The sequence below is a fragment of the Pseudomonas mosselii genome (assembly GCF_019823065.1).
Lineage (GTDB): Bacteria > Pseudomonadota > Gammaproteobacteria > Pseudomonadales > Pseudomonadaceae > Aquipseudomonas > Aquipseudomonas mosselii.
Genome location: NZ_CP081966.1, coordinates 5,342,182 through 5,368,538, shown reverse-complemented (window position 1 = coordinate 5,368,538; position 26,357 = coordinate 5,342,182). Strand labels below are relative to the sequence as shown.

Annotated in this window: 27 protein-coding genes, 2 pseudogenes and 1 riboswitch; of the genes and pseudogenes, 14 read left to right on the top strand and 15 right to left on the bottom strand. The window is 63.9% G+C overall.

All coding sequences use genetic code 11. From position 1 onward, the window contains the following. Nucleotide 1: 1 nt before the first annotated feature. The 4 genes from phrB to K5H97_RS24945 form a co-directional block, all read right to left on the bottom strand. Nucleotides 2–1,438 (bottom strand): deoxyribodipyrimidine photo-lyase, encoded by a 1,437-nt coding sequence (phrB, locus tag K5H97_RS24960; protein WP_028691139.1) that lies wholly within the window; start codon nt 1,436–1,438, stop codon nt 2–4. An 11-nt stretch (nt 1,439–1,449) separates the two neighbouring features. Then, nucleotides 1,450–2,325, bottom strand: coding sequence for a MerR family transcriptional regulator (locus tag K5H97_RS24955; RefSeq protein WP_028691138.1), 876 nt, complete (start codon nt 2,323–2,325; stop codon nt 1,450–1,452). Further along, the gene (locus K5H97_RS24950; protein WP_028691137.1) at nt 2,315–3,283 is read right to left on the bottom strand and encodes a DUF523 and DUF1722 domain-containing protein; all 969 of its coding nucleotides are present in this window, start codon (nt 3,281–3,283) and stop codon (nt 2,315–2,317) included. The genes K5H97_RS24955 and K5H97_RS24950 overlap by 11 nt, the downstream gene beginning before the upstream one ends. A gap of 106 nt (nt 3,284–3,389) precedes the next feature. Next, a complete protein-coding gene (locus K5H97_RS24945; RefSeq protein ID WP_028691136.1) occupies nt 3,390–4,376 on the bottom strand; it encodes an NAD(P)/FAD-dependent oxidoreductase in 987 nt (328 codons plus the stop codon). A 186-nt stretch (nt 4,377–4,562) separates the two neighbouring features. On the opposite strand from K5H97_RS24945, the gene K5H97_RS24940 reads away from it, so the two are divergent. Both K5H97_RS24940 and hemH read left to right on the top strand, forming a co-directional pair. Then, nucleotides 4,563–5,468, top strand: a complete 906-nt coding sequence (locus tag K5H97_RS24940) for a TIGR01777 family oxidoreductase (protein WP_028691135.1) — start codon at nt 4,563–4,565, stop codon at nt 5,466–5,468. Between the two features lie 13 nt (nt 5,469–5,481). Further along, on the top strand, nt 5,482–6,495 hold the full coding sequence (gene hemH, locus K5H97_RS24935) for a ferrochelatase (RefSeq protein WP_028691134.1): 1,014 nt from the start codon (nt 5,482–5,484) through the stop codon (nt 6,493–6,495). A 60-nt stretch (nt 6,496–6,555) separates the two neighbouring features. On the opposite strand, the gene K5H97_RS24930 is transcribed toward hemH, so the two are convergent. Together K5H97_RS24930 and upp are read right to left on the bottom strand one after the other, a co-directional pair. Then, nucleotides 6,556–7,830 carry a uracil-xanthine permease family protein gene (locus tag K5H97_RS24930; RefSeq protein ID WP_028691133.1) on the bottom strand — a complete coding sequence of 425 codons (1,275 nt, stop codon included), beginning with the start codon at nt 7,828–7,830 and terminating at the stop codon, nt 6,556–6,558. Between the two features lie 2 nt (nt 7,831–7,832). Continuing rightward, nucleotides 7,833–8,471 carry a uracil phosphoribosyltransferase gene (upp, locus tag K5H97_RS24925; protein ID WP_028691132.1) on the bottom strand — a complete coding sequence of 213 codons (639 nt, stop codon included), beginning with the start codon at nt 8,469–8,471 and terminating at the stop codon, nt 7,833–7,835. A gap of 131 nt (nt 8,472–8,602) precedes the next feature. On the opposite strand from upp, the gene K5H97_RS24920 reads away from it, so the two are divergent. The 5 genes from K5H97_RS24920 (at nt 8,603) to K5H97_RS24900 (ending at nt 11,912) form a co-directional block, all read left to right on the top strand. Next, nucleotides 8,603–9,805, top strand: a complete 1,203-nt coding sequence (locus K5H97_RS24920; RefSeq protein WP_003464938.1) for an ISL3 family transposase — start codon at nt 8,603–8,605, stop codon at nt 9,803–9,805. A 144-nt stretch (nt 9,806–9,949) separates the two neighbouring features. Beyond that, nucleotides 9,950–10,507, top strand: coding sequence for a hypoxanthine-guanine phosphoribosyltransferase (locus K5H97_RS24915; RefSeq protein ID WP_028689509.1), 558 nt, complete (start codon nt 9,950–9,952; stop codon nt 10,505–10,507). Between the two features lie 2 nt (nt 10,508–10,509). Then, complete coding sequence (locus K5H97_RS24910; protein ID WP_028689510.1) at nt 10,510–10,983, top strand: WbuC family cupin fold metalloprotein; 474 nt, start codon at nt 10,510–10,512, stop codon at nt 10,981–10,983. A gap of 97 nt (nt 10,984–11,080) precedes the next feature. Continuing rightward, entirely contained in the window at nt 11,081–11,551 is a 471-nt protein-coding gene (locus K5H97_RS24905; protein ID WP_028689511.1) for a hypothetical protein, read from the top strand. Between the two features lie 70 nt (nt 11,552–11,621). Then, nucleotides 11,622–11,912 carry a PA4642 family protein gene (locus K5H97_RS24900; protein ID WP_028689512.1) on the top strand — a complete coding sequence of 97 codons (291 nt, stop codon included), beginning with the start codon at nt 11,622–11,624 and terminating at the stop codon, nt 11,910–11,912. Between the two features lie 55 nt (nt 11,913–11,967). On the opposite strand, the gene mqo is transcribed toward K5H97_RS24900, so the two are convergent. Together mqo and K5H97_RS24890 are read right to left on the bottom strand one after the other, a co-directional pair. Continuing rightward, nucleotides 11,968–13,473: a malate dehydrogenase (quinone) gene (mqo, locus tag K5H97_RS24895; RefSeq protein WP_028689513.1), complete on the bottom strand. Its 1,506-nt coding sequence runs from the start codon at nt 13,471–13,473 to the stop codon at nt 11,968–11,970. A gap of 605 nt (nt 13,474–14,078) precedes the next feature. Then, a complete protein-coding gene (locus K5H97_RS24890; protein WP_028689514.1) occupies nt 14,079–14,312 on the bottom strand; it encodes a hypothetical protein in 234 nt (77 codons plus the stop codon). Nucleotides 14,313–14,451: 139 nt separating this feature from the next. Here K5H97_RS24890 and K5H97_RS24885 point away from each other — a divergent pair, with 139 nt between their 5' ends. After that, nucleotides 14,452–15,036, top strand: a complete 585-nt coding sequence (locus K5H97_RS24885; RefSeq protein WP_011532230.1) for a YajG family lipoprotein — start codon at nt 14,452–14,454, stop codon at nt 15,034–15,036. Nucleotides 15,037–15,116: 80 nt separating this feature from the next. Here K5H97_RS24885 and K5H97_RS24880 read toward each other — a convergent pair whose 3' ends face one another. Continuing rightward, the gene (locus K5H97_RS24880; RefSeq protein WP_028689515.1) at nt 15,117–15,323 is read right to left on the bottom strand and encodes a hypothetical protein; all 207 of its coding nucleotides are present in this window, start codon (nt 15,321–15,323) and stop codon (nt 15,117–15,119) included. A 158-nt stretch (nt 15,324–15,481) separates the two neighbouring features. On the opposite strand from K5H97_RS24880, the gene K5H97_RS24875 reads away from it, so the two are divergent. Next, nucleotides 15,482–15,742: a hypothetical protein gene (locus K5H97_RS24875; protein ID WP_028689516.1), complete on the top strand. Its 261-nt coding sequence runs from the start codon at nt 15,482–15,484 to the stop codon at nt 15,740–15,742. 40 nt (nt 15,743–15,782) lie between these two features. On the opposite strand, the gene K5H97_RS24870 is transcribed toward K5H97_RS24875, so the two are convergent. Further along, nucleotides 15,783–16,949 (bottom strand): 1-acyl-sn-glycerol-3-phosphate acyltransferase, encoded by a 1,167-nt coding sequence (locus tag K5H97_RS24870; protein WP_028689517.1) that lies wholly within the window; start codon nt 16,947–16,949, stop codon nt 15,783–15,785. Nucleotides 16,950–17,074: 125 nt separating this feature from the next. Between K5H97_RS24870 and K5H97_RS24865 the strand changes: the two genes are divergently transcribed. Genes K5H97_RS24865 through K5H97_RS24855 form a run of 3 tightly spaced genes read left to right on the top strand, consistent with a single transcriptional unit; the run spans nt 17,075 to nt 18,153 of the window. Next, nucleotides 17,075–17,257: a CPXCG motif-containing cysteine-rich protein gene (locus tag K5H97_RS24865; RefSeq protein WP_010225771.1), complete on the top strand. Its 183-nt coding sequence runs from the start codon at nt 17,075–17,077 to the stop codon at nt 17,255–17,257. Beyond that, nucleotides 17,257–17,517: a putative signal transducing protein gene (locus tag K5H97_RS24860; RefSeq protein ID WP_028689518.1), complete on the top strand. Its 261-nt coding sequence runs from the start codon at nt 17,257–17,259 to the stop codon at nt 17,515–17,517. Before K5H97_RS24865 ends, K5H97_RS24860 begins: the two co-directional genes overlap by 1 nt. Nucleotides 17,518–17,532: 15 nt before the next feature. Further along, nucleotides 17,533–18,153, top strand: coding sequence for an SOS response-associated peptidase (locus K5H97_RS24855; protein WP_028689519.1), 621 nt, complete (start codon nt 17,533–17,535; stop codon nt 18,151–18,153). 19 nt (nt 18,154–18,172) lie between these two features. Here the strand turns inward: K5H97_RS24855 and K5H97_RS30120 are convergent, their stop codons facing one another. Both K5H97_RS30120 and K5H97_RS30115 read right to left on the bottom strand, forming a co-directional pair. After that, nucleotides 18,173–18,916 (bottom strand): methyl-accepting chemotaxis protein, encoded by a 744-nt coding sequence (locus tag K5H97_RS30120; protein ID WP_371349896.1) that lies wholly within the window; start codon nt 18,914–18,916, stop codon nt 18,173–18,175. Nucleotides 18,917–19,027: 111 nt separating this feature from the next. Continuing rightward, nucleotides 19,028–19,231, bottom strand: a pseudogene (locus tag K5H97_RS30115) (HAMP domain-containing protein); the annotation flags it as partial. A 1,235-nt stretch (nt 19,232–20,466) separates the two neighbouring features. Here K5H97_RS30115 and K5H97_RS24845 point away from each other — a divergent pair. Beyond that, the gene (locus K5H97_RS24845; RefSeq protein WP_028689521.1) at nt 20,467–21,282 is read left to right on the top strand and encodes a M48 family metallopeptidase; all 816 of its coding nucleotides are present in this window, start codon (nt 20,467–20,469) and stop codon (nt 21,280–21,282) included. Nucleotides 21,283–21,355: 73 nt separating this feature from the next. Here the strand turns inward: K5H97_RS24845 and K5H97_RS24840 are convergent, their stop codons facing one another. The 3 genes and pseudogenes from K5H97_RS24840 to K5H97_RS24830 form a co-directional block, all read right to left on the bottom strand. Continuing rightward, nucleotides 21,356–21,940 (bottom strand): TMEM165/GDT1 family protein, encoded by a 585-nt coding sequence (locus K5H97_RS24840; protein WP_182322530.1) that lies wholly within the window; start codon nt 21,938–21,940, stop codon nt 21,356–21,358. Between the two features lie 90 nt (nt 21,941–22,030). Beyond that, a riboswitch (yybP-ykoY riboswitch) is annotated at nt 22,031–22,152 on the bottom strand. Nucleotides 22,153–22,190: 38 nt separating this feature from the next. After that, nucleotides 22,191–23,189, bottom strand: a complete 999-nt coding sequence (locus tag K5H97_RS24835) for a class I SAM-dependent methyltransferase (RefSeq protein ID WP_028689701.1) — start codon at nt 23,187–23,189, stop codon at nt 22,191–22,193. Nucleotides 23,190–23,237: 48 nt separating this feature from the next. Beyond that, nucleotides 23,238–24,206 (bottom strand): annotated as a pseudogene (locus K5H97_RS24830) (2-hydroxyacid dehydrogenase); the annotation flags it as partial. Between the two features lie 189 nt (nt 24,207–24,395). Between K5H97_RS24830 and K5H97_RS24825 the strand changes: the two are divergent. After that, entirely contained in the window at nt 24,396–26,078 is a 1,683-nt protein-coding gene (locus K5H97_RS24825; protein WP_028689523.1) for a fatty acid--CoA ligase, read from the top strand. Nucleotides 26,079–26,357: the final 279 nt, after the last annotated feature.

Here is a 26,357-nt window from a genome sequence, read left to right as displayed (position 1 = left end):
GTTATGCCCTCTGATCCTGCCAGTTGGACAAGCCTTTGAAGGCCTCCAGTGCTCTTTGGCGACTGCTATCGAGATCGACTATCGGGCTCAGGTAATAATTAGTAGCAAATAGATCCGTAGATTTCACCGGTTGATGGATCGATCGATCATCTTTTTCTTCCAGCTCAGGCAACCAATGACGGATGAAGGTTCCCTTGGGGTCGAAACGCTGCGATTGGGTAACGGGGTTGAAGATTCGGAAATAGGGCACCGCATCGGTCCCCGTCGAGGCGCTCCACTGCCAGCCACCGTTGTTGGCGGCCAGGTCCCCGTCTATCAGGTGACGCATGAAATGCCGTTCGCCCTGCCGCCAGTCGATCAGCAGGTTCTTGCTGAGGAACATGGCGACGATCATGCGCAAGCGGTTGTGCATCCAGCCAGTGTGCAGCAGCTGGCGCATGGCGGCATCGATCAGGGGGAAGCCGGTTCGGCCCTCTTTCCAGGCCTGCAGGTCGGCGGGTGCGTCGCGCCAGGGCAATGCTTCTGTCTGCGGGCGGAAGGCGCGGTGCCGGGAGACTCGGGGGTAGCCCACCAGGGTGTGCTTGTAGAACTCGCGCCACAGCAGCTCGTTGACCCAGGTCTGCACGCCGACGCTGCCGCTGTCGAATTCGCCCCTGTTGCTCGCCAGTGCCGCGTGTAGGCACTGGCGCGGCGAGAGCACGCCAGCGGCGAGATAGGGGGACAACTGGCTGGTGCCTGCCTTGGCAGGCAGGTCGCGCAGTTGGGCGTAGTCGTCGATGGTTTCGTCGACGAAGCGCTGTAGCCGCCGCCTGCCTTCATCCTCGCCTGCAGGCCAGTGCTGGCGCAGGGTATCGGAAGGGGGCTCGAAGCCTTCGATCTGCAGCGGGATGGCGTCGCCATGAATACCGAGGGACTGCTGGGCCTGTACCGATTGAACCAGCGGCGGGAGGCTGCGGTGCAGGTGCTCCAGGCAGACTCGCTTGAACTGGCTGAATACCTGGAAGTACTGGCCAGTGCGGGTCAGCACGCTGCCGGGTCTGAACAGCAGCTGGTCGAGGTGGCCGGTGGCGCTGATCCCGGCTTGCTGCAGCGCTTCATATGTCGCTTGGTCCCGCCGTGCCTCGTTGATGCCGTATTCGTCGTTCCAGTGCACGGCCTCTATGCGGTGCTGACGGCAGACACCGAGCACGCATTCAGGGACATCTGCCCAGGTGTCGGAGGTGCGAATCAGCAGTGGAATGTTCAGTGCCGCCAGCGACTGTTGTAGCAGTCGCAGGTTGCGCAGCCAGAAATCGACCTTGCACGGCGCATCGTCGTGGGCCTGCCACTGGCCGGGGCTGGCAATCCAGAGGGCCACGGTCGGGCCACGTTGACAGGCGGCCGCGAGGGCAGTGTTGTCGTCGATGCGCAGGTCGCTGCGCAGCCAGATCAGTTGCATGGGGGGAAGGCTCAAGGTCGGGATTGCTGAAGACGGCGCAAGGCGGTTTGCGGGCTGTCGAACAGGTGTAGGTCAGTCAACGACAGTGCCTGCAATTGCGCCTTATGGAGAGTGACTGTGTTGCCACCCAGGAGTTTCATCGTGTTGATGTCCTGCAGCGCACGGCCCAGTGCGGCGAGGTCGGGGCGGCGACCGAGGTGCAGCAGCAGCGCTTGCGGCCGCAACTGCTCCACGGCCTGGCGCAGTTGGCGGGGCTCGACTGACCACTCGAGGATCTCCAGAGCGTAGCCGTTGCTGCTCAGCAGCCAGGCGCAGAGCCAAAATTGCGGATCGAAAGGTGCATCGTCGGTGCGGGCAAGCAGTACGCAGGGGCCACCGAGCGAGTGACTGTCGTGATAGACCCGTGCCCCCAGCTTGCTGCGCAGCCAGCCTTGGAAGAACACTTGTTCCAGCCGGGCGTCGAAATGCGTTTGCCAGCGCTGTTCGAGGGCTTCAAGCAGCGGTAGCAGCAGACGCTCGCAGACGGTCACAGCAGGGTAGAGGGCGATCATCTGGTTGATCAGCTGGTCCAGCGGACGCTGGGCAAGCCGGGCGATGGCCTTGATCAGCTGTTCGATACGCTCGCCCCATTCGCCCTGGATCGGCGCGGTGGCGTGCGTGGCATTGTCCAGCAGTTCGCGCACCTGGCTCACCGCGGCGCCACGCTCCAGCCAGCGCAGCACGGCCTGGACGCGCTGCACCTGGTCCTGGGGATAAAGACGATGCCCCTTGGGCGTGCGCTGCGGCGTGATCAAGCCGTAGCGGCGTTCCCAGGCGCGCAGGGTGACTGGGTTGACGCCGGTCAAGCGGGCCACTTCGCCGATGGGCAGCAAGGGGTCAGATGGCATTGCGCAGTCCGAGGTCTTCCGGATGGGGTTGCAGGTAGGCCTGTTGCAGCAGGTAGGGATCGGGATGACGGCGCAGATGGTGCTTGAGCAGGGTCAAGGGCACCACCAAAGGCACCACGCCTTTCTGGTACTGGCCGATGACCTGTTGCAGCTCGGCCTTGTCCGCCTGGCCGAGGTCGTTGCGCAGGTAGCCGCTCAGGTGCTGAAGCACGTTGCCGTGGGTGCCGCGGCTTGCGCAGCGGCGTAGCGCCTGCATCAGCTGGCTGAAGTAGCGCGGACCGAGCTGCGCTGGATCATCGTCGCGGCTCATGCTCCCGAGCAGGCGCCCAAGGCCGCGGTACGCCTGGGGATTGTGCGCCATCAGCAGGTACTTGTAGCGGGCATGGAAACGGATCAGCGCGCCGCGACTCAGGCCCTGGCGCAGCAGTTGGCGCCAGTCGGCGTAGGCGTAGACGCGGGCGATGAAGTTTTCCCGCAGCACCGGATCGTGCAGCCGGCCTTCCTCTTCGACCGGCAGGTCCGGGCGCCGCTCGCAGAATGCCGCGGCGTAGGCGCCCCGGCCATTCTGGTGGGCCGGGCGGCCGTCCTCCTGGTAGACCTTGACCCGTTCAAGGCCACAGGACGGTGACTTTTGCATGAAGATGTAGCCGCAGATATCGTCGAGTTCGTCGGCCATCTGCGCGCCGTAGGCACGCAACGGGCCGGCGAAATCGGTGACATTGTTACGCGTACCGGTGACAGCCGGGTGCTCGGGATCGCCCACCAGGCGAATGGGTTCCCGGGGCGTGCCCAGGCCAATGGCGACCTCGGGGCACAGTGGGACCCAGTCGAAATGCTGGTCGAGCAGTTCAAGACAGAGGCTGGAGGCTTTGTGGCCGGCGTTGTAGCGTACGTTCAGGCCAGTCAGGCAGGCGCTGATGGCCAGACGTGGCTTGCCGCTGGGCGGGAAAGCGTTCATCGCGGTCTCCGGAATGACTTGTACAGGCTGCACGGTTTGTACAAGTCTATTCCAGCACAGATGAAAACTTATACAAGAATATTTTTTTGTATAAATTCGCTGTCGATTATTCCAGATGCTCCAGCAGGCGTCGAGCGGCTTCTTGGCCGCTGAGCCACGCCCCTTCGACCCGACCGGACAGGCACCAGTCGCCACAGGCATACAGGCCCAGGTCGGCATCGGCCAGCGTGCCCCACTCATGATTGACGGCAGGGCGTGCGTACAACCAGCGGTGGGCAAGCGCAAAGGTCGGTGCGGGGACGACGCAGCCGACCAGTTCGGCAAATTCTCCCCACAACTGCTCGATCACTTCTTCCTTGGGCAGGTCGATATGCTGTTTGCTCCAGTTGGAGGTGGCATGTAGCACCCAGGTGTCGAGGTGCTCGTCACGGCCCGGTTTACTGCGGTTGCGCGCCAGCCAGTCGAGCGGGCTGTCTTGCACGAAGCAGCCCTGCATAGGGGTTTCCAGTGGTGTCTGGAAGCCCAGGGCAACGGCCCAGGTCGGCTCCATTTGCACCCCGGCGGCAACCGCCGCGAGTTTGGGTGCGGCGGCCAGCAACGGGGTGGCCTGGGGCGCCGGCACGGCGATCACCACCTGGCTGAACGGCCCATGGCTGCAGCCTTCGGTGTCCTGCAAGTGCCAGTATTGCTTGCCGCGGAACACCTCGGCGATGCGGCAGCCGAAGTTCACCGTGACATCCTTGAGCAGGCCGCGAGTGATGGCGCTCATGCGCGGCACGCCAACCCATCGGGTTTGTTCGTCGGGGGAGGGGGTCAGTTCGCCATCGCGGTAGTTGTACAGCTGCGGTTTCCACTGCGCAGCCCAGCCATTGGCCACCCATTGCTGGACCTGTTCGACAAAGCGCCGGTCGCGGGCGGTGAAGTACTGGGCACCGAGGTCCAGGGCGCCGGCATCGCTGCGCTTGCTGGCCATGCGTCCGCCGCTGCCGTGGCCCTTGTCGAACAAATGAACGGTCTGTCCGGCCTTTTGCAGGGCCTGGGCGGCGGACAAACCGGCGATTCCGGCACCGATGATGGCAATAGGTACTGTCATGATGGCCTCTTCGAACCTAGCTATACGCAGCCTACGCTGCCAGGTAAACCTGTACAATGCACGATGTTTGTATAAGGTTATTCCGCTCGATAGGCAGGTTGGCCTATGTTTATCCGAGAGCGTTCGGTCAAAAAAGTGCCTTGATCTTAAAAATAGACCACGGCCGCCCAGTGTGAGGACACAGCCATGCATATATTGCTGACCGGCGGTACCGGCCTGATCGGCCAACACCTGTGCCAGGTGTGGCGCCAGCAAGGGCATCGCCTGACGGTCTGGAGCCGGCGCCCTGAACAGGTGGCGAAAATCTGTGGCACCGGCGTGCGGGGCGTCGCCCGGCTGGAGGACATTGCCGATGAAGACGAGGTCGACGCGGTGGTCAACCTGGCCGGTGCGCCGATCGCTGACCGGCCCTGGACCGCAGCGCGACGCAATCTGCTCTGGACCAGCCGGGTGACCCTCACCGAGCAGTTGCTGGCCTGGCTGGAGCGCCGTGAGCGCCGGCCGCAGGTGCTGATCTCCGGCTCGGCGGTGGGCTGGTACGGTGACGGTGGCGAGCGTGAGCTGACTGAGGCTTCGCCGCCAGTGAAAGAGGACTTCGCCAGCCAGCTGTGCATCGCCTGGGAGGAAACCGCCCAGCGTGCCGAGGCCCTGGGAATCCGCGTGGTGCTGGTGCGCACCGGCCTGGTGCTGGCCGCCGATGGCGGCTTTTTGTCGCGCCTGCGTCTGCCTTACAAGCTGGGCCTGGGGGGGCCGCTGGGCGATGGTCGGCAGTGGATGCCTTGGGTGCATATCGACGACCAAATCGGCCTGATTGATTTTCTCTTGCAGCACAACGAAGCCAGCGGTCCCTATAATGCCTGCGCGCCGGAGCCGGTGCGCAATCGAGAGTTCGCCAAGCGCCTGGGGCGCACCTTGCATCGCCCGGCGTTCATGCCGATGCCGGCGCTGCTGCTCAAGGCCGGGCTCGGCGAGCTGTCGACGCTGCTGCTCGGTGGCCAGCGCGCGCGCCCGGTGCGGCTGCTGGCGGCGGGCTTCACGTTCCGTTTCAACGATCTGCAATCGGCCCTGGACAACCTGTCCAGCCGCCTCTGACATAGGACGCTGCATGACTGATCACGCCCTGCTGCTGGTCAACCTGGGTTCGCCGGCCTCCACCTCGGTGGCCGACGTGCGCCGTTACCTCAACCAGTTCCTCATGGACCCGTACGTGATCGACCTGCCCTGGCCGGTGCGGCGATTGCTGGTGTCGCTGATCCTGATCAAGCGCCCCGAGCAGTCGGCCCATGCCTACGCCTCGATCTGGTGGGACGAGGGCTCGCCGCTGGTGGTGCTGACCCGCCGTCTGCAGCAGGCGATGATGGCCCATTGGCCCCATGGGCCGGTGGAGATCGCCATGCGCTACGGCCAACCGGCGCTGCCGGAAGTCTTGGAGCGCCTGGCCGCGCAAGGGGTGCGCAAGGTCACGCTGGCGCCGCTCTATCCACAGTTCGCCGACAGCACCGTGACCACGGTCGTGGAGTTGGCGAAACAGACCATCGCCGAGCGCAAGCTGCCTTTGCAGACCCGCATTCTGCGGCCGTTTTACGACCACCCAGACTACATCGATGCCCTGGTGGCCAGCGCCCGCCCGTATCTGGAACAGGATTATGATCACCTGCTGCTGAGCTTCCATGGTTTGCCCGAGCGGCACTTGAAGAAGCTCGATCCCACCGGCAACCACGACTTCCAGGCCGCCGACTGCTGCAAGGACGCCAGCGCCGAGATGCGTGCGGTGTGCTATCGCGGCCAGTGCCTGGCCACGGCCAGGGCGTTCGCGCAGAAGATGGGCATCCCGGACGGCAAGTGGTCGGTGTCGTTCCAGTCGCGCCTGGGCCGGGCAAAGTGGATCGAACCCTACACCGAGACGCGCCTGGATGAGCTGGGCAAGGCGGGTGTGAAGAAGCTGCTGGTTATGTGCCCGGCGTTCGTCGCCGATTGCATCGAGACGCTGGAGGAGATTGGCGATCGGGGCAAGGAGCAGTTCATCGAGGCGGGCGGGAAGGAGCTGGTGCTGGTGCCGTGCCTGAATGATCACCCGGAGTGGGTGAGGGTGTTGGCGGGGATGTGCGAGAAGGCCTGAGAAACTCGCCTGGCTTTGAAACGAGGGGCCGCAAGGCGGCCCCAGGATTTCAATGAAGACTCAAGGCAACTGGTCATCCAGTTTCTTGTTCTTCCAGCCATCGTTGCCCGGCAGGATCAGGTTCAGGGCAATGGCCACCACGGCGCACAAGGCGATGCCCTTCAGGCCCCAATCGTCCGGGCCGTCGCCGCTGCCGATCAGCACGCCGCCGATGCCGAACACCAGGGTCACCGAAACGATTACCAGGTTGCGCGCCTCGGCCAGGTCGATCTTGTGGCGGATCATGGTGTTCATGCCCACCGCCGCGATCGAGCCGAACAGCAGGCAGAGAATGCCGCCCATCACCGGTACCGGAATGCTCTGCAGCAGCGCGCCGAACTTGCCGATGAAGGCCAGGGTGATAGCGAATACCGCCGCCCAGGTCATGATCTTCGGGTTGTAGTTCTTGGTCAGCATCACCGCGCCGGTCACTTCGGCGTAGGTGGTGTTGGGCGGGCCGCCGAACAGGCCGGCGGCGGTGGTGGCCAGGCCGTCACCCAGCAGCGTGCGGTGCAGGCCGGGCTTTTTCAGGTAGTCGCGGCCGGTCACGCTGCCCACCGCGATCACACCGCCAATGTGTTCGATCGCTGGGGCCAGGGCCACTGGCACGATGAACAGGATGGCCTGCCAGTTGAAGGCCGGCGCGGTGAAGTTGGGCAGCTCCAGCCAGGGGGCCGCGGCGATCTTGGCGGTGTCGACCACGCCGAAGGCGAACGACAGGGCGAAGCCCACCAGCACGCCGGCGATGATCGGCACCAGGCGGAAGATGCCCTTGCCGAACACGGCCACGATCATGGTGGTCAACAGCGCCGGCATGGAGATCATCATGGCGGTCTTGTACGGCAGCAGTACGCTGCCGTCGCCGGCCTTGCCCATCGCCATGTTGGCGGCGATCGGCGCCATGGCCAGGCCGATGGAGATGATCACCGGGCCGATCACCACCGGCGGCAGCATGCGGTCGATGAAACCGGTGCCCTTGATCTTCACCATCAGGCCCATGAAGGTGTACACGAAGCCTGCCGCCATCACGCCGCCCATGGTCTCGGCCAGGCCGAACTGGCCCTTGGCGAGGATGATCGGGGTGATGAAGGCAAAACTCGAGGCCAGGAACACCGGGACCTGGCGGCCCGTGACCAGCTGGAACAGCAGGGTGCCGATGCCTGCGGTGAACAGGGCCACGTTGGGGTCGAGGCCGGTGATCAGCGGCATCAGCACCAGCGCGCCGAATGCCACGAAGAGCATCTGCGCGCCCGAGACGACCTGACGCCAGAGCGGGTCGTTGAAGCCGTCCTGCATGATCAGGCGTCCTTCTGCTTGGTGCCGAAGATCTTGTCGCCGGCATCACCCAGGCCTGGGACGATGTAGCCGTGTTCGTTCAGGCGTTGGTCGATCGAGGCGGTGTAGATCTGCACGTCGGGGTGGGCTTTCTCCACCACGGCGATGCCTTCGGGGGCCGCGACCAGGACCATGGCACGGATTTCCTTGCAGCCGGCCTTTTTCAGCAGGTCGATGGTGGCGACCATCGAGCCGCCGGTGGCCAGCATCGGGTCGATGATCAGGGCCAGGCGCTGGTTGATGTCCGGCGCGAGTTTCTCGAGGTAGGTGTGGGCTTCGAGGGTTTCCTCGTTGCGGGCAACGCCCACGGCACTCACCTTGGCCCCGGGGACCAGGCTGAGCACGCCGTCGAGCATGCCAATGCCGGCGCGCAGGATCGGCACGACGGTGATCTTCTTGCCGGCGATTTTCTCGACTTGCACCTTGCCGCACCAGCCGTCGATCTCGTAGGTCTCGAGCGGCAGGTCCTGGGTGGCTTCATAGGTCAGCAGTGCACCGACTTCCTGGGCGAGTTCGCGAAAATTCTTGGTGCTGATATCGGCACGGCGCATCAGGCCGAGCTTGTGGCGGATCAGCGGATGGCGGATCTCACGAGTAGGCATAGGGGGAGGGCTCCGGGAGGCGGGCAAAAAAAGGTTCTTCGCGGAGTCTGGGGGAAGAGCGAGTTGACAGTCAGGGAAGCAGGTAAATTGGCAGTCGCCAAACACACCCTTCACCTGTCCCTGCTGTCGCCGTGCATCCTATTGATCTTGCCGCTTTCTGGCCAGGCTACGACGCCGTTACCTGTCGCCCATCTACCGATAACACCCTCCTCATTGAGCTTGAACCTCAAGCCGGCTCTCTTCCTAAGTGCGGGCGTTGTGGCCAGTTCAGCCCGTTGATTCACGATCGCCGGATTCGTCTGGTGCGTGATCGTGATCTGTTCGATCAGCGCGTCCTGCTTCAACTACCAGTGCGCCGAGTCGATTGCCTGAGTTGTGGGCGGGTGACCGAGCGGATCGACTGGTTGGAGCCAGCATCTCGGCTGACCCAGCGGTTACGGATATGGCTCGAAAGCTTGCTGCGGCTGCTGCCGATCAGCCACGTCAGCCAGCTCACCGGCCTGCATTGGCACACCCTCAAAACGCTCGATAAACGACGCCTTCAAGCCGAGGTAGGCAACTTCGATTCAACCGGTGTCCGCCGCCTGGTGATGGACGAGTTCGCCCTGCACAAAGGGCATCGCTATGCCACGGTCATCATGGATGCCGAGCGAACGCGGGTATTGTGGGTCGGCCACGGCAACAGCCGCGAGGCGGTCCGCCCGTTCTTTGAATTGCTCGGCAAGCACTGCCAGCAGATAGAGGCGGTGGCCATGGACATGAACACGGCTTTTGATTTGGAGGTGAAGAAGCATTGCCCGCAAGCCGAAGTGGTGTACGACCTGTTTCACGTCGTCGCGCGCTACGGTCGGGATGTGATCGACCGTATCCGGGTTGACCAGGCCAACCTCCTGCGCGAAGACAAGCCGGCACGAAAGGCGGTCAAGCAAAGCCGCTGGCTGCTGCTGCGCAATCGCAACAACCTGAAGGACGGACAAGCCGTGCAGCTTCAAGAACTACTCGCGGCCAACCAGCCGCTGGCTACGGTCTATGTCCTCAAGGATGCGCTGAAGGATGTCTGGTTCGCCCCCAGCGTACGAGAGGGCTGGCGCCGCTGGCGAACCTGGTTGCGGCACGCCCGGGACAGCGGCCTCGCGCCGCTACAGCGCTTCGCTCGCAACCTGCGCAAATACGCCCGAGGCATCCTCGCCAGTGCCAACTTCCATATGCATACCAGCGTCCTTGAGGGCGTCAACAACCGCATCAAGGTGATCAAGCGTATGGCCTATGGTTTTCGGGACTCGGAATACTTTTTCCTGAAAATCAAGGCTGCCTTCCCCGGGAAAGCGCGATGAACCCAAAAAAACCGCGCTAGATTAATCTATTCATTCCTTGATGTCGTGCAGTCATTGTGCACGTTAGTCCATAAAGGCTTGATCTGGGACGAGCGGATGCGTACCTTTGCCCGCTTTTCCAAAACGCACCCCCTGGAGAGCGCCATGTCCGCCGATCTCGAGCATATCCGTCAAGTGATGCGCGAGGCTGATTGCCTGTACAACGAAGCCGAGGTCGAGGCCGCCATCGCCGAGGTCGGCAAGCAGATCTGCCAGGACCTGCACGACAAGAACCCGGTGGTCTTCTGCGTGATGAACGGCGGCCTGATCTTCTCTGGCAAGCTGCTGACCCACCTGCAGTTCCCGCTGGAAGCCTCGTACCTGCATGCCACCCGCTACCGCAACACCACCAGCGGCGGCGAGCTGTTCTGGAAGGCCAAGCCGGAAGTGTCGTTCATCGACCGCGACGTGCTGATCGTCGACGACATCCTTGACGAGGGCCACACCCTCAGCGCCATCATCGAGTTCTGCAAGCACGCCGGCGCCCGTGCGGTGCATACCGCCGTGCTCATCGACAAGGACCACGACCGCAAGGCCAGTCCGGACCTGAAGGCCACCTACAGCGGCCTGCCATGCATCGACCGCTACATCTTCGGCTACGGCATGGACTACAAGGGTTACTGGCGCAACGCCAACGGTATCTTCGCGGTCAAGGGGCTGTGATCATGCGCCAGCCTGCGTTCCTCGATCAGTCGTTGTTCGACGGGCTGGCGCAGAAGGCCAGCGAAAGCCCGCGTGGGCGTCAACACCACAACTTCCACCAGATGGAGGAACCTTGCCATCGCATGGCAGTGGGGTTGCAGCCGCACACCTACATTCCGCCGCACCGGCACCTGAGTGATGACAAGGCCGAGGCTCTGATCGTGCTCAAAGGGTGCCTGGGGCTGTTGATCTTTGATGATCAGGGTGAGGTAATCGACAAGCGTGTACTGCTGGCGGGCGGCGAGTGCCTGGGGGTCGACCTGGCGCCCGGGACCTACCACGGTTTGGTGGTGCTCGAGGCAGACAGCGTGATGTTCGAGTGCAAGGCCGGGCCGTACCGGCCGGTGGGCGAGGGAGAGCACGCTCACTGGGCGCCGCGTGAAGGCGAAGCGGGTGTTACCGAGTATCACGCCTGGATGCGCGCCCAGTCCGATTGAGCTCGCTCTCTCATCGCGGGAGCGGCGGTTCGCTGCTGCGACTTGCCCCCCGACAGAGCCTGTGCGTAGAGTGCCTGCTCATGCCAAGGAGCCCCACATGCGTGCGTTCATTCCCCTCCTGTTGGCGGTAAGCCTGCCGCTTTCCGCTGCGCCGCTGCACAGCCAGTTCCTCCCGCCCGACGACCTCTCCCTGCGCCAGGAGGCTCCGACCAGCCAGCAACTGCTGCAGGTCACCGACTACAGCGTGGTGGTGGGCACCCAGCGCCAGTCCGACCAGCAACCGATTCCGATTACTTCGTCCTTGCAGATGCGCCTGAAGGGCAAGCCGTTGAGCAAGGGTTCTACCATCGCTCAGGTGTTGCTCAACTTCGATGGCGAAGGCGGCAAGAGCTTGAAAAAGCCGGCCTATGACGACAAGAGCCGGACCCTGACCCTCAACTACCCGATGGCCGACTACCGGGTGATCATGGACTTGCTGCGCAACGAAACCCTGTACGTGCAGTTCCTCACCTACGCCAATGGCCACATCTGGGCCGACCTGCACACCGGTACCGTACGTACGCGTTGAGGGCCGCAGGTTTCGGGGGGTAAACTGCCGGCCTTCGAAAATGTCCGTGATGGTCCAGTTGGAGTCGGCGATGCGTAAAGACAAGAAACAAGTGATTGGTGACGAGATCAGCGACGAGTACATCAAGACGTTCCTGCAGTTCGAGCCGGCCGATGGCCTTACCTCGCCGTCGCATCACAAGCTGATCAAGGGTTATCGTGGCCTGCGCATCGATGATTTCGAGCGTTATGTGGGCTTCTTCGTCGCGGCTGGTTATGACCTGGACGGCAAGGACGAGCACGGCAAGACCTTCGTCGAGGTGATCGCCGACCAGCGCAATGCGCCGGAGTACATCGAGATCATCGATAACGCCCGGGGCTGATAGAGGTCCAGGCACAAAAAAACGCCCCGAGGGGCGTTTTTTCGTTTTGGCCGGATCAGGCGTAATGCTTGGCCGGGCTGCTTTCCACCAGTTCCAGTGCCTCGTCGTTGTCGGCGCTGATCTTGTGGTACAGGGCGGCATCGCTGGCCAGGAGCTTCTCGCGGGCCGGGAAGATTTCCTTGAGCTTGGCGGCCCAGGCACCCTTGGCCTGCTCAGGGAAACAGCGCTCAATCAGCTCTAGCATGATCGACACGGTCACCGAGGCGCCTGGGGATGCGCCAAGCAGCGCCGCCAGGCTGCCGTCCTGGGCCGAGACCAGCTCGGTGCCGAACTGCAGGATGCCGCCTTTCTTCGGATCCTTCTTGATGATCTGCACGCGCTGGCCGGCCACTTCCAGACGCCAGTCCTCGGCCTTGGCCTCGGGATAGAAGCGGCGCAGCGATTCCAGGCGTTGCTCCATCGACTGCATCACTTCGCTCACCAGGTACTTGGTCAGGTCCATGTTGTCGCGGGCCACCGCCAGCATCGGGCCGATGTTGCCCATGCGCACCGACAGTGGCAGGTCCATGAGCGAACCGTGCTTGAGGAACTTGGTGGTGAAGCCGGCGTATGGGCCGAACAGCAGCGATTTCTTGCCATCGACCACGCGGGTGTCCAGGTGCGGAACCGACATCGGCGGGGCGCCTACTGCGGCCTGGCTGTAGACCTTGGCCTGGTGCTGTTTGACGATTTCCGGGTTGTCGCAGCGCAGCCACTGGCCGCTGACCGGGAAGCCACCGAAACCTTTGCTCTCCGGGATGCCGGACATCTGCAGCAACGGCAGGGCCGCGCCGCCGGCGCCGAGGAAGACGAAACGGGCGTCGACTTCGCGGCTGCCGCCGCTGTTGACGTCCTTGATGCTCACGGTCCAGCCGCTGCCGTTGCGACGCAGGCCGACGACCTTCTTGCTGTACTTGACCTGGGCGTCCGGGCTGTTGCCCAGTTGCTTGAGCAGCTTGTTGGTCAGGGCGCCGAAGTTGACGTCGGTACCCTTCATCACGCGGGTCGCGGCGATGCGTTGGTCCGCCGGGCGGCCCGGCATCATCAGCGGCATCCAATCGTTCATCACGGCCTTGTCTTCGGTGTACTCCATCTCCGAGAAGGCGTGGTGCTGCTTGAGCAGCTCGAAACGCTTCTTGAGGAAGTCGATACCCTTGTCACCCTCGACGTAGCTCAGGTGCGGAACCGGGTTGATGAAAGCACGTGGCGAGCCGAAGTTGCCTTTCCTGCTCAGGTATGCCCAGAACTGGCGCGAAACCTCGAACTGGGTGTTGATGTGCACGGCTTTCTTGATGTCGATGCTGCCATCGGCAGCCTGCGGGGTGTAATTCAGCTCGCACAGTCCGGCATGGCCGGTACCGGCGTTGTTCCAAGGGTTGGAGCTTTCCGCGGCCCCGGAGTCCATCGCCTCGATGACCTCAAGCTTCAGGGTCGGGTCGAGCTCCTTGAGCAGTACGGCCAGGGTGGCACTCATGATGCCCGCGCCTACCAGTACCACATCAACCGATTCGTTCTGCGCCATTAACGCGTCTCCACAATCTACAGCACCTAATTGACAGCATAGGATCCCTGGGGTGGCCAGGATCGCCATGTCCGACTCTTCGCAGTTCTTGCAACTTCCGCGGACACCGCCAATCAGTCTTGGGTGTTCGGCTATTGAACGCCCTTTGCCACGGGTGCGGCAATTCGACTTATGGTCAAGTGCTCCGTCGTGCGTTATGGACCGGCCTCAGAGGCTCATCGGGGATGAGCGTTTTTGCCGTCTGTTCAGGGCTGTTCGGGACACATCTGCCGCTCTTGCACATGCCAGACTGTTCATTTGCTCGCCACACTCTCGTGAAGTTGTGAAAAACCGTTTTTTCACGCTCTTTTGGAGTCGTGAACCTCAAAAGTGGACTGCGCGATGGCAACCCGCAGGTTCATGCGAAGCAGAAGGCCGGAAACAGCAGGCACGACAGCCAATGCAAGACCTGAGTGGAAGGCTCTCTGTGGGCGAAGCGTCGAGGGTGCCGGGGTCAAGCGGCGAATGCGGGGCCCGATCAGGAGACGTCCTTATAATCGGGGGGAGATTATAACGATGTCGCGGGCGGAAAGGGCGTACTTGTTGGGTTTTTATTGCAGCGTTTGTCAGGCCGACAGGGTGCGTTGCTGCCAACGCTGCGTTGCATGGGCGCAAACCCGGGCGTTGGCTGGCAGCGGACGGCCGAGCCAGGCCAGTTGCGCCTCGTTCACCTGCACCCAGCCGCCGTTGCCCGGTGGCGTGGCACAGTGCTTGAAGCCGAGGCAGATGCCGTCGCTGTCGAGGCGGGCGTAGGTGGCGTGGCGCGGGCGGTGGAAGAGCAGGGTCCAGAGCGAGGCCATGGCGGTCAGTCCTGTGTGTGAGGGCTGGCGCCAGAGTAACCGGGGGGCATGAAACGATTGTGACACAGGGGCAGTTGCTGTTTGTGGCTTGCCGCTGGGTATACTGTGGGCCTTTGCCGCTTTTTCTGGAGAAACGCGCATGTTGCAACGTCTGTTGGTCGGTTTGTTCGCGGTGGCCAGCCTGAGCCTGGCCGGTTGTGCCCACAGCCCGCAGCAACTCAGCCCGCAACCCAAGCTTACCCAGCAACTGGCCCCGGTCGGCCACGGCCAGCCGGTGGTGGTCAAGGTCGTCGACGGGCGCGCCTCGCAGTCGCTCGGCACTCGTGGTGGCATGTACCCCGAGACCAGCACCATCACCGTCAATGGCAACGATGTCGTGCCCAAGCTGCAGGCCCAGGCCGAGGCGGCGGTGCGCCTGCTCGGTTTCACCCCGACGCCCAACGCCTACAACGCGCCGCAGTTGACTGTGACCCTGGCCGAGCTCAAGTACCAGTCGCCCAAGGACAAAATGTACGTGACCGAGGCGACCATCGGCGCCACCTTCCGTGCCGACGTGTCCAACGCCAACCGTCGTTACAGCGGCCGCTACGGTGCTTCGCTGGACCAGCGCTTCGGCATGGCGCCGAACCAGGAAACCAACACCAAGCTGGTGAGCGATGTGCTCAGCGATGCCCTGACCCGTCTGTTCAAGGACCCGACCGTCGGCCAGGTGCTGGGCGAGTAAGGCTTCTGTAAAGAACAAAACCCGCCGCCCGGTCATCCAGGCGGCGGGTTTTTTATTATCTTCGCGTACGTATTCGCGGCTCAGGCAGCCTGTACATTGAAGTCCAGCAGGCTGATCCCGGTATATGGGTCGACCTCAGGCAGGTCCTGATGGGCATGCCCGCCCAGCGCGCAATACACCAGCCACTGGCGGTCCTGGACATTGATGGCGAAACCGTCGATCAGCGCCTGCTGCTCGTCGCTCTGGGCGACAAGGTAGAGGCGGTCCTGGTTCTCGGCGTGCAGCATGACAAGCTCCGGTTCGGTAGAGGCCGACAGGGTGGCCTGCCCTCATGACGAGCGTGTGACAGATGAAATTAAATGACAGCTGGTCGTAAAGTAGCGGCACCGATCCCGGGCTTGAGTAGAATGCCGGGCTTTGCCGTACGTGATGCCGAGGTCGCGCAATGTCGTTGCAAATGCTCTGGGGCTTCCTGGCCGCCCATCCGGCCAAGCTGATCAACCTGCTGGCCCTGCTCATTACCTGCCCTGGCGGGCTGCTGCTGCACAGCGCCCGGCGTCGCGAGGCGCTGAGCCGGGAGCGTCTGGCGGTGGATGAAGGCGTGGTTGAAGGCCTCGAGCAGCGGGTGCCGCGCTATTACTACATCCTGGGCTTCTGCTGCCTGGCGATGGCCTTGCTGCTGTCCTGGTTCAGTACCTGGATCTGATTTGTCGGAGCGGGCACGCCCGCTTCGACAAAGCGTTTTGTCAGGCCGATGCCGGCTGACGCTTCACCTGATACTGGTTACGTACCGGCGTCGCATACTGCTGTACCAGGTACGGCTGATGCTCTACGGGGCATGCGTCCAGCCGACGCTGCCATTCTTCCTTCGCCTTGGCCAGTTCGTCGGCCGGGAAGATTTTTTCCGCGCTCGGCACCTCGAGCGTCGCGTCCTTCTGCGCCCACATCGCATAGGCCAGGTAGTGCACCGGGAACAGCCGGTAGCCGCCGAGGATCTGCCGGTCGATGGCCTGGGCCAGTTGCTTGGTGTCCTCGTGATAGTCGCTCACCGGTGGGGCGAAGTTGATGTGTACCCGACCTTTGTAGCCGGTGATGCCCTGGGCGATGCTGTTGTCGTCCTCGCCCGGCGCCTTGGTGTAGCTGCCGGTGGTGGCGCGGATGTACAGCTCGCGGGCCTTGGCCTGGTCGCAGGGGTCGTATTCGTAGCTGATCGACACCGGGATCAGGTTCAGGCCCTGGATCACCGCGCCGAACGGCTCGTCCTTGCGGCTCATGTGGAACATCTTGAGGATCGCCGAATCGGTACGGTCGTCACCGTCCTTGGCGCGGCCTTCGGCCTGGGCGATCCAGATCGACACGCAATCGTTGCGGATCGAGTGGTTGATGTAGGCCGAGAGCAACTGATAGGCGGCCAGCTTCTCGCGGCGGCCACTGATCGAGCGGTGCACGATGAAGCTCTTGTTCAGGCGCATCATGTCGCTGACGAATGGCTTTTGCAGCAGGTTGTCGCCGATGGCGATGCGCGGCGTCGGCAGGCCGGCGTGGTACACCGCGTAGTTGACGAAGGCCGGGTCCATGACGATGTCGCGGTGGTTGGCCAGGAACAGGTAGGCGGTACCCGACTTGAGCTGTTCGACGCCGGTGTAGGTGACGCCATCGGTGGCGCGGTCGATGGTGCGGTCGACGTAGTACTCGACCTTGTCCTGCAGCGTGGACACGCAGCTTACGCCGGCGAATTCCTTGCGCAGGCGCCGGGCGATCAGCGGTTTGAGCAGCCAGCCGAAGGCGCCCGCGGCGCGCGGGAAGCGGAAGTGGGTGAGGATATCGAGGAATGCCGGGTCGCTGAGCAGGCGTGCCAGAACGGCAGGGACCTCAGCGTCGTCGTACGGTCGGATGGCATCGAATTCGCCCATCATGCTCTCTTGTTGGAAACGGCTAGGGTAATTAGGTAGGGGCGGGCTCCGAAAAACGGCTCGGACGCACACTGACCCTGTAAACAGACCGGCAATTATACGCACAAGTCACTCCGGAGGCCGCGATGCTGGAAACTGCGATCTACGATTGCCCTTATTGTGGCGAAGAAGTCGAAACCACGGTGGACCTGTCCGGCGGCGACCAGGAATACATTGAGGACTGCCAGGTGTGCTGCAAGCCTATCCGCTTCGTGCTGCAGGTGCATGGCGAGGAGTGGATGCTCGATGTCTATGGCGAGAACGATTGATGCAACGGATCTATGACCCGGAAAGCCTATTGGAGGCGCAGATGCTGGTGGGCATGCTGGCCAGCGAGGGCATCGACGTGCACTTGGTCGGGCGCGACCTGATGGGCGCCGTGGGCGAGTTGCCGATGCACGGTTTGCTGGGGCTGGCGGTACCGGACGAGCAGGCCGGGTACGCACGGCAGTTGATCGATGCGTACAATGCCGCCCAGCCGCTTGCCGGCGACGAACCGGAGAGTTATCCCGGAACCCTGATCTGCTAGGTTTTGATTTCGCCCATGTGTGGACGCTACGCCCTGTTTCGCTGGTCCCAGAGCTTCGCCGGCTTGCCGGGCTTCCCTGCGGGCCAGCAGGCTCAATGGAACATTTCGCCCGGTGCCACGGTGCTGATCCAGCGCCAGCTCGACGGCCAGCTGCAACTGGCCGGTGCGCGCTGGGGACTGACTCCGGCCTGGCTCACCGACCTGTCCCGCACCCCGGCCCAGGCCCGTGCCGAGACCCTCGCCGAGCAGCCGATGTTTCGCGAGCCGTTGCGTAAGCGGCGCTGCCTGATGCCGGCCAACGGCTTCTACGAATGGCGAGGCACGGCGCGCAAGCGTCCGTACTGGGTAACGCCGGGGGAGGGGGCGTCGCTGTTCTTCGCCGCGCTGTGGGAGGTTTACCCGGTGCAGGAGCAGGCATGGCTGAGTTGCGCGGTGGTGACGCAAGCGGCGATGAACCAGCGCCGACCGCTGATCCTGGACGAGGCCGAGCAGGCGCTGTGGCTGGACCCCGAAACACCGATGGCGAGGCTGCACGAGTTGCTGGCCAAGCCGCCAACGGTGTTGCGTGAGCGGGCGCTGGCGAATTTCGTCAACGATCCGAAGCTCAATGGGCCGGAGTGCCTGACTCCGGCCTAGGTGGCGGCGCGCCCGGGGATCAAACCCTGAACTGATTGATCAACCGCCGCTGCTGCTCGGCCAGCTTGGTCAGCTCGGCGCTGGCCTGGCTCGACTCATCGGCGCCACCTGCCACTTCGCCGGCCACCTGGCCGATGTTGATCACATTGCGGTTGATGTCCTCGGCCACGGCGCTCTGTTCCTCGGCGGCGCTGGCGATCTGCGTGTTCATGTCGTTGATCACCGAAACCGCCTGGGTGATGCTGGCCAGAGACTCGGCCGCGCGGCTGGCCTGCTGCACACTGATGTCGGTCTTGCCCTGGCTGTCTTCCATCACCTTGACCACTTCGCGGGTGCCCAGCTGCAGTTGCTGGATCATCTGCTGGATTTCCTGGGTGGCCTGCTGGGTCTTCTGCGCCAGGTTGCGCACCTCGTCGGCGACTACCGCGAAACCGCGGCCCTGCTCGCCGGCCCGGGCCGCCTCGATGGCGGCGTTGAGCGCCAGCAGGTTGGTCTGCTCGGCGATGGCGCGGATGGTCACCAGGATGGCGTTGATGTTCTCGCTGTCGCGGGCCAGGTCCTGGACCACGGTCACGGCGCGACCGATCTCGGTGGCCAGCTCGCTGATCGAGTGCGAGGTATCGCGGACGATGTCCAGGCCCTGGTTGGCGGCGCGGTCAGCTTCACTGGCGGCCTGTGCCGCCTGCGTGGCATTGCGCGCCACGTCCTGGGCAGTGGCGGTCATTTCGTGCACGGCGGTGGCCACCTGGTCGATCTCGGCCATCTGTTTGTGCACGCCCTGGTTGGTGCGGATGGCAATGTCGGCGGTGTGTTCCGACGAGTCGCTGACTTTCTGTACCGAACTGACCACCTGGCTGATCATCGCCTGCAACTTGGCCAGGAAAGTGTTGAAGCCCTTGGCGATGGCGCCCAGTTCGTCGGCCCGGTCGCTTTGCAGGCGCCGGGTCAGGTCGCCTTCGCCCTGGGCGATGTCGTCGAGCATGCTCACCATCTGCTTGAGCGGGCGGGCAATGCCCAGGGCCAGCAGCCAGATCACCAGCAGGCCGAGCGCGGCGATGCCCAGGCCGACCACGGTCATACCGGCGATATCGGTACGGCGCTGTTCGGCCAGGTCCTGCTGCAGGCGGTTGACGTCGGCCATGACCGTGCTCAGCGGCAGCTCCAGCAGCAAAGTCCAGCGTGCGTCGGTGCCGGCGATCTTGAATGGCAGGTACAGCTCGATGCGGTCCTTGGTGGCGTCCACTTCATAGTGCAGCGCCTCGCCGCTCAGGTTATTGAGGGTGTTGGCTTCGTCGCTGTCCAGCACGTCGCCGGCCTTTTCACCGAACTTGGCCGGATCGCGGGTGTAGGCCACCAGGCGCCCGTTGCTGGAGACCAGCGCCAGTTCACCGGCACCTTCATAGAGCTGGCGGTCGGCGGCATTGAGCAGGTCCTGGATGAAGTTCACCGACAGGTCGGCGCCGGCCATGCCCTGGAACTGGCCGTCGATCATGATCGGCTCGACGAAAGAGGCGAGCATGACCATCTTGTCGCCCACTTTATAGGGCGCGGGATCGATCACGCAGGCCTTTTTCGACTCCTTGGGGCACAGGTAGTACTCGCTGGCGCGCACGCCGGTGGCGAGCACCGTGCGGTCGTCGACATCGGCCAGCTTGTCCTGGCCGAGGCTACCGTCGCCATTGCGGAACCACCAGGGCAGGAAGCGCCCGCTGGCGCTGTCGATACCCACCAGGTGGCTGCCGACGTAGCGGCCATCGGCATGGTCGAGGGCGTTCGGCTCCCAGCCCAGGTAGGCGCCCAGCACGCTCGGGTTGACCTCCACGGTGCGCTTGAGCTGGTTGATCAGGTGTTCGCGATCGACGCGCATCAGTGGCTGGCCGTCGGCGCCCTGCATGCCGAGCATGGCATTGCCGGTGGCCAGGCCGCGGGCGATCGCCAGGGGCGCTTCCAGGCCGCGCTGGATCTCGCTGACCTGGGTGCGGGCCAGGGCCGAGAGGCGTTGTTCGATGACCGTCTCGAACTGCTGCTGCGTGCGCTGTTGTACCAGCGTCTGGGTCCGCTGCCCCGAATACACGGCGTACAGCACCAGGGCCGCGACAATGCTCAGCACGATGGCACCGGCCAGGGCGGCCACGGAAAACTGGATCGACTTGAACTTCATGGCAAAGCTCCGCGCGCAAGGAGGTCGTTACCGAGTGTTATCGGCGGGCTAATACCAAAGCATGAGGGGATTGTCAGAAATCTTACCTGTGGCTCTGGCAGGCGCGGACGTCTGGGCCTAGGATACGCGGCACGTAAATAGGGAGTGTTTTCATGCGTAAGTCATTCGTTGTCAGCATGCTGACGGCCAGCGTCCTGCTCGGCGGTTGCCAGGCGGTCAATACCACCAGTGGCGGTGCCGTGGGCGTCCAGCGCCAGCAGTACATGTTCAGCATGCTCTCGACCGATGAGGTCAACCAGATGTACGCCCAGTCCTACCAGCAGACCCTCGGCGAGGCGTCGAGCAAGGGCGTGCTGGACAAAACAAGCAATGATGCCAAGCGCGTGCAGGCCATTGCCAAGCGCCTGATTGCCCAGGCACCACAGTTTCGGCCGGATGCCGCGCAGTGGAATTGGGAAGTCAACGTGATCAAGAGCGACGAGCTCAACGCCAACTGCGGCCCGGGCGGCAAGATCATCGTCTACACCGGCCTGATCGACCAGCTCAAGCTGACAGACGCCGAGATTGCCGCGGTGGTGGGCCACGAGATCGCCCACGCCTTGCGCGAGCACAGCCGTGAAGCGATGTCCAAGGCCTATGGCGTGGAAATGGCCCGCCAGGGCGCCGGCGCGATCTTCGGCCTGGGCCAGGACAGCATGGCCATGGCCGATACCGTGGTGAACTACGCCATGACCCTGCCCAACAGCCGGGCCAACGAGAACGAAGCCGACCTGATCGGCCTCGAACTGTCGGCCCGCGCCGGCTACGACCCGAACGCCGCGATCACCTTGTGGAACAAGATGAGCAAGGCGTCCGAGGGGGCGCCGCCGGAGTTCATGAGCACCCACCCGGCGTCGAGCAGCCGGATCGCTTCGCTGCAGGCGGCGATTCCGAAGGTGATGCCGTTGTATCAAGCGGCCAAGCAGTAAGCCGCCGGGGTTGCATGCAAAACGTGGGAGCGGCGCACCGCCGCTCCCACGAGGGGTAAAGTCCCCTGCGCGATCAGCCAATCCAGCCACTGGTCTTCATCGCCGAATACACCGCGACGATGGCCAGCACGATGAACGCGGTCGCCGCCAGGCGACGGATCAGCGTCAGCGGCAGTTTCTCCGCCGCGAAGTTACCCGCCAGGACCACCGGGACGTTGGCAATCAGCATGCCCAGGGTGGTGCCGATGATGACCATGATCAGGTGCGGATACTGGGCGGCCAGCATCACCGTGGCCACCTGGGTCTTGTCGCCGATCTCGGCGAGGAAGAAGGCGATCAGCGTGGTGACGAACGGCCCGAAGCGGCGCGCGTTGCTGGTTTCGTCATCGTCCATCTTGTCCGGTACCAGTGTCCACAGCGCGGTGGCGGTGAAGCTCGCGGCAAGAATCCAGTGCAGCACCGACTCGGTGAAAAAACTGCTGACCCAGGCGCCCACGGCGCCGGCGGCGGCATGGTTGGCCAGGGTCGCGGCGATGATCCCGGCGATGATCGGCCAGGGCTTGCGAAAGCGTGCGGCGAGGATGAGCGCGAGCAATTGCGTCTTGTCGCCGATTTCGGCGAGGGCAACGATGGCGGTGGGGACGAGCAACGATTCCAGCATCAGGATTCCTACGGGGGCGGGTCGACACGGCTATGACACGTACAGCCTCCCCGCCCCGGGTAAGGTGTGCGTGTCATAGGTCTTGTCAAACCCTGGATCTGTCTGCGCAGATCGTGGGTCGCACGCGCCATGGCCTGTGGGCCAAGTGTGTTGACGCGTACCGGGCGAGCAGGGTGCTCGCGGGAGACTACTCCCCTAGGACGGAGCGGATTCTGCCTAGGCGAAACGCTTTCGGCAAGCCCTGTTTTTATCCACGCGTCGCCCGGTAGATGCGAAAGCCTTGTGCCTCGGCTCGGATTTCACAATTGCCCAGGGCGCCTTCGATGAGTGGTTGATAGCGCAGGAAACTGTTGGCTACCAGCCGCATTTCTCCGCCTTTTCGCAGATGTTCGCCTGATTTTTTCAGCAGGTTTTCCGATGCCTGGTAGTCGGTGTGCACACCGGTGTGGAACGGCGGATTGCTCAGGATCAGGTCCAGATCCGACGGCGCGGCATCGATGCCGTCGCCGCTGATCACCTCGCCTTCCAGGCCATTGGCCGCCAGGGTCAGGCGGCTGGCCGCGACCGCGAAGGCATCGACATCGAGCAAGGTGACCCGGCTCTGCGGATAACGGCGCTTGATCGTGGCGCCGAGCACGCCGGCGCCGCAGCCGAAGTCCAGGACATGGCCGTTGGGCAGGCCGTCGAGGTGGTCCAGCAGCAGCGCGGTGCCCTTGTCCAGGCGCCCATGGCTGAACACCCCGGGCAGGCTGATGACTTGCAGCGGACCATCGGCCAGCGGCAGTTCGAAGCGTTCGGCCAGGCTTTCCAGTGGCGTGGCCCCAGGGGGGTTATCCACGGTTACCTGCCACAGCTGGCAGTGCCTGGCGCTGTCGAGCTTGCGCGGTTTGCCGAACACCTGCAGTTGCTTGGCCGCGCCTTCGATGCCGCCGCGCTTTTCCCCCACCAGGTACAGCTGGCGACCACCCAGGCGCGAGGCCAGGGCGTTGAGCAGGTAGGCGGCCAGCTCGCGGGACTTGGGTAGGAACAGCACGGCGGAGTCGAAGGCCACCTCGGGCACTTCGACACCATAGTGGCTACGCCCGGCGAAGCGGCTCTCGAGCAGCGCCTGGTCGCCGGCATGCCAGGTCCAGCCATGGGCGCCGGGCAGTTGGCCGAGCAGGCCGTCGGCCTGGGCCCCGGCGATCAGCAGCGGGCCTTGGAACAGCTCTGCCTGGCGGAGCAACACTTCACTGCGCGGGTCCATGGACGACGCCTCCTGAAAAAAGTGGCGCAGTGTAGCAGAGGCGTCGGCGGAGCAGCCGACCACTCGCCGCGGTTGGCCGGCGAAGTAGGCCTGGGCGTTCTCGGCCAACTGGCTGACGATGCGCTGGCGCGATTCCACCGCGCCCCAGGCGCTGTGCGGGGTGATGATCAGGCGCGGGATGTCCGCCGCCAGCAGCGGGTTGCCCTCGGCCGGCGGCTCGACGCTCAGCACATCGGTGGCGGCGCCGCCCAAGTGGCCGCTACGCAGGGCATCGGCCAGGGCCTGTTCGTCGATCAGCCCGCCGCGGGCGGTGTTGACCACCAGTGCCCCCGGCTTGAGCAGGGCCAGTTCGTTGGCGCCGATCATGTGCCGGGTCTGCTCGTTGAGCGGGCAGTGCAGGGTCAGGGCATCGACCTGTGGCAGCAGTTCGTCCAGCGGCAGGCGATCGGCGCGGGCGGGCCGGCCGGGAATCTGCCCGCTCAGCACGCGCATGCCGAACGCCTCGGCCAGGTGCGCCACCGCGCCGCCCAGCTCGCCATGCCCGAGCAGGCCGAGGGTCTTGCCCTCCAGCTCGACGATGGGGAAGTCCAGCAGGCAGAACTGGCTGGCCTTGGCCCACTGCCCGGCCTTGACCGCCTGGTTGTAGTCGCATAGGCGCGTGGCCAGGGCCAGCAGCAGGGCCAGGGTGTGCTGGGCCACCGACGGCGTGCCGTAGCCCTGGCAGTTGCACACGGTGATGCCCTGGGCTCGGGCGGCGGCCAGGTCGACATTGTTGGTGCCGGTGGCGGCCACCAGGATCAGCTTGAGGTCAGGGGCGGCGGCCAGTGTGGCGGCATCGAGCAACACCTTGTTGCTGATCACCGCCGTGGCGCCTTGCAGGCGTTCGGCGACCTGATCGGCAGTGGTGGTGGCGCACAGTTGCAGTTCATCGAACTGCGCCTGCAGCGGTGAAAGGTCGAGGTCACCCAGGTCCAGTGACTGGTGATCGAGAAACACGGCGCGACGTGGGCTGGGCATCGGGGGCTCCGGTGGTAGGGCGGCGGGCATCAACGCAGTGTCTGGTCCGCCGGCGCCATTCGTCAACGGTGCCGTCCGCACTCATACCTCGCGGGCGCAAATCATTCCTTCGGCTGATTTGACCGGTGCGTCACCGAACTACAGTGGATTACTGAACCGTTCTGCCCGTATTGAAGAAAAGGGATACCCATGTTGCAGACTCGCATCATCAAGCCCGCCGAGGGCGCCTACGAATACCCGTTGCTGATCAAGCGCCTGCTGATGTCCGGCAGCCGCTACGAGAAGACCCGCGAGATCGTCTACCGCGACCAGGTCCGCCTTACCTACCCGCAGCTCAACGAGCGCATCGCCCGCCTGGCCAACGTGTTGACCGCGGCCGGTGTGAAGGCCGGTGACACCGTGGCGGTGATGGATTGGGACAGTCACCGTTACCTGGAGTGCATGTTCGCCATCCCGATGATTGGCGCGGTGGTGCACACCATCAACGTGCGCCTGTCGCCCGAGCAGATTCTCTACACCATGAACCACGCCGAAGACCGTTTCGTGCTGGTCAACAGCGATTTCATCGGCCTCTACCAGGCCATTGCCGGGCAGCTGACCACGGTCGACAAGACCCTGCTGCTGACCGATGGCCCGGACAAGACCGCCGACCTGCCGAACCTGGTGGGCGAGTACGAGCACCTGCTGGCCGCGGCCAGCCCGCAGTACGACTTCCCTGACTTCGACGAGAATTCGGTAGCCACCACCTTCTACACCACCGGCACCACCGGCAATCCCAAGGGGGTGTACTTCACCCATCGCCAGCTGGTGCTGCACACCCTGGCCGAAACCTCGGTTCTGGGCAGCCTGGACAGCGTCAGGCTGCTGAGCAGCAACGACGTCTACATGCCGATCACGCCGATGTTCCACGTGCACGCCTGGGGCATCCCCTACGCGGCGACCATGATGGGCATCAAGCAGGTCTACCCGGGGCGCTACGAGCCGGACATGCTGATCAGGCTGTGGCGCGAGGAAAAGGTCACCTTCTCCCACTGCGTGCCGACCATCCTGCAGATGCTGCTCAACTGCCCGTCGGCGGCCGGCCAGGATTTTGGCGGCTGGAAGATCATCATCGGCGGCAGTGCGCTCAACCGGGCCCTGTACCAGGCGGCGCTGGCTCGCGGCATCCAGCTCACCGCCGCCTATGGCATGTCCGAGACTTGCCCGCTGATCAGCGCCGCGCACCTGAACGACGAGTTGCAGGCCGGCAGCGAGGATGAGCGCACCAGTTACCGGATCAAGGCTGGCGTGCCGGTGCCTTTGGTCGAAGCCGCCATCGTCGATGGCAGTGGCAACTTCCTGCCCGCCGATGGCGAAACCCAGGGCGAGCTGGTGCTGCGCGCGCCCTGGCTGACCATGGGCTACTTCCGCGAGCCGGAGAAGGGCGAGGAGCTCTGGCAGGGTGGCTGGCTGCATACCGGCGATGTCGCCACCCTGGACGGCATGGGCTTTATCGACATCCGCGACCGCATCAAGGATGTGATCAAGACCGGTGGCGAATGGATCTCTTCGCTCGACCTTGAGGATCTGGTCAGCCGGCACCCGTCGGTGCGTGAGGTGGCGGTGGTCGGGGTCCCCGACCCTCAGTGGGGCGAGCGCCCGTTCGCGCTGCTGGTGGTGCGTGAGGGGCAGAGCATCGATGCCCGTGCGCTCAAGGAACACCTCAAGCCTTTCGTCGAACAAGGGCACATCAACAAGTGGGCGATTCCCAGCCAGATCGCCCTTGTTACTGAAATTCCCAAGACCAGCGTTGGCAAGCTCGACAAGAAGCGTATCCGCGTGGATATCAGCCAGTGGCAGGCCAGTAACAGCGCGTTCCTTTCCACCTTGTAACCCAGGGGCGGGGCGCGCGTTTTCCAGCGCGACCCCGCAGGCTAGACAGCATGTCGCCTTGTCAATCGCTAGAATTGAGCCATGCTTGAGCACTGCCAGCGCGCAGGCCGGCCGATCGGGGTGGGCCGCAAGCAGGACGCGCAAATCACACTTTAGAGGGATCAAGCACCTGTGACCGCTGGCTATAGTCGGGTCAGGGGATTTTCAGGAATGGGGGAGGGCACCACGCGCCAATGCGCGGTGCCACGGGCAGGAGCCTGCTTCACCAGGCGCTCGAGC

What these genes read in the sequence shown, in the direction of transcription:
- phrB (WP_028691139.1), bottom strand. Translation starts at nt 1,438, where the DNA reads ATGCAACTGATCTGGCTGCGCAGCGACCTGCGCATCGACGACAACACT.
- K5H97_RS24955 (WP_028691138.1), bottom strand. Translation starts at nt 2,325, where the DNA reads ATGCCATCTGACCCCTTGCTGCCCATCGGCGAAGTGGCCCGCTTGACC.
- K5H97_RS24950 (WP_028691137.1), bottom strand. Translation starts at nt 3,283, where the DNA reads ATGAACGCTTTCCCGCCCAGCGGCAAGCCACGTCTGGCCATCAGCGCC.
- K5H97_RS24945 (WP_028691136.1), bottom strand. Translation starts at nt 4,376, where the DNA reads ATGACAGTACCTATTGCCATCATCGGTGCCGGAATCGCCGGTTTGTCC.
- K5H97_RS24940 (WP_028691135.1), top strand. Translation starts at nt 4,563, where the DNA reads ATGCATATATTGCTGACCGGCGGTACCGGCCTGATCGGCCAACACCTG.
- hemH (WP_028691134.1), top strand. Translation starts at nt 5,482, where the DNA reads ATGACTGATCACGCCCTGCTGCTGGTCAACCTGGGTTCGCCGGCCTCC.
- K5H97_RS24930 (WP_028691133.1), bottom strand. Translation starts at nt 7,830, where the DNA reads ATGCAGGACGGCTTCAACGACCCGCTCTGGCGTCAGGTCGTCTCGGGC.
- upp (WP_028691132.1), bottom strand. Translation starts at nt 8,471, where the DNA reads ATGCCTACTCGTGAGATCCGCCATCCGCTGATCCGCCACAAGCTCGGC.
- K5H97_RS24915 (WP_028689509.1), top strand. Translation starts at nt 9,950, where the DNA reads ATGTCCGCCGATCTCGAGCATATCCGTCAAGTGATGCGCGAGGCTGAT.
- K5H97_RS24910 (WP_028689510.1), top strand. Translation starts at nt 10,510, where the DNA reads ATGCGCCAGCCTGCGTTCCTCGATCAGTCGTTGTTCGACGGGCTGGCG.
- K5H97_RS24905 (WP_028689511.1), top strand. Translation starts at nt 11,081, where the DNA reads ATGCGTGCGTTCATTCCCCTCCTGTTGGCGGTAAGCCTGCCGCTTTCC.
- K5H97_RS24900 (WP_028689512.1), top strand. Translation starts at nt 11,622, where the DNA reads ATGCGTAAAGACAAGAAACAAGTGATTGGTGACGAGATCAGCGACGAG.
- mqo (WP_028689513.1), bottom strand. Translation starts at nt 13,473, where the DNA reads ATGGCGCAGAACGAATCGGTTGATGTGGTACTGGTAGGCGCGGGCATC.
- K5H97_RS24890 (WP_028689514.1), bottom strand. Translation starts at nt 14,312, where the DNA reads ATGGCCTCGCTCTGGACCCTGCTCTTCCACCGCCCGCGCCACGCCACC.
- K5H97_RS24885 (WP_011532230.1), top strand. Translation starts at nt 14,452, where the DNA reads ATGTTGCAACGTCTGTTGGTCGGTTTGTTCGCGGTGGCCAGCCTGAGC.
- K5H97_RS24880 (WP_028689515.1), bottom strand. Translation starts at nt 15,323, where the DNA reads ATGCTGCACGCCGAGAACCAGGACCGCCTCTACCTTGTCGCCCAGAGC.
- K5H97_RS24875 (WP_028689516.1), top strand. Translation starts at nt 15,482, where the DNA reads ATGTCGTTGCAAATGCTCTGGGGCTTCCTGGCCGCCCATCCGGCCAAG.
- K5H97_RS24870 (WP_028689517.1), bottom strand. Translation starts at nt 16,949, where the DNA reads ATGGGCGAATTCGATGCCATCCGACCGTACGACGACGCTGAGGTCCCT.
- K5H97_RS24865 (WP_010225771.1), top strand. Translation starts at nt 17,075, where the DNA reads ATGCTGGAAACTGCGATCTACGATTGCCCTTATTGTGGCGAAGAAGTC.
- K5H97_RS24860 (WP_028689518.1), top strand. Translation starts at nt 17,257, where the DNA reads ATGCAACGGATCTATGACCCGGAAAGCCTATTGGAGGCGCAGATGCTG.
- K5H97_RS24855 (WP_028689519.1), top strand. Translation starts at nt 17,533, where the DNA reads ATGTGTGGACGCTACGCCCTGTTTCGCTGGTCCCAGAGCTTCGCCGGC.
- K5H97_RS30120 (WP_371349896.1), bottom strand. Translation starts at nt 18,916, where the DNA reads ATGGCCGAGATCGACCAGGTGGCCACCGCCGTGCACGAAATGACCGCC.
- K5H97_RS24845 (WP_028689521.1), top strand. Translation starts at nt 20,467, where the DNA reads ATGCGTAAGTCATTCGTTGTCAGCATGCTGACGGCCAGCGTCCTGCTC.
- K5H97_RS24835 (WP_028689701.1), bottom strand. Translation starts at nt 23,189, where the DNA reads ATGGACCCGCGCAGTGAAGTGTTGCTCCGCCAGGCAGAGCTGTTCCAA.
- K5H97_RS24825 (WP_028689523.1), top strand. Translation starts at nt 24,396, where the DNA reads ATGTTGCAGACTCGCATCATCAAGCCCGCCGAGGGCGCCTACGAATAC.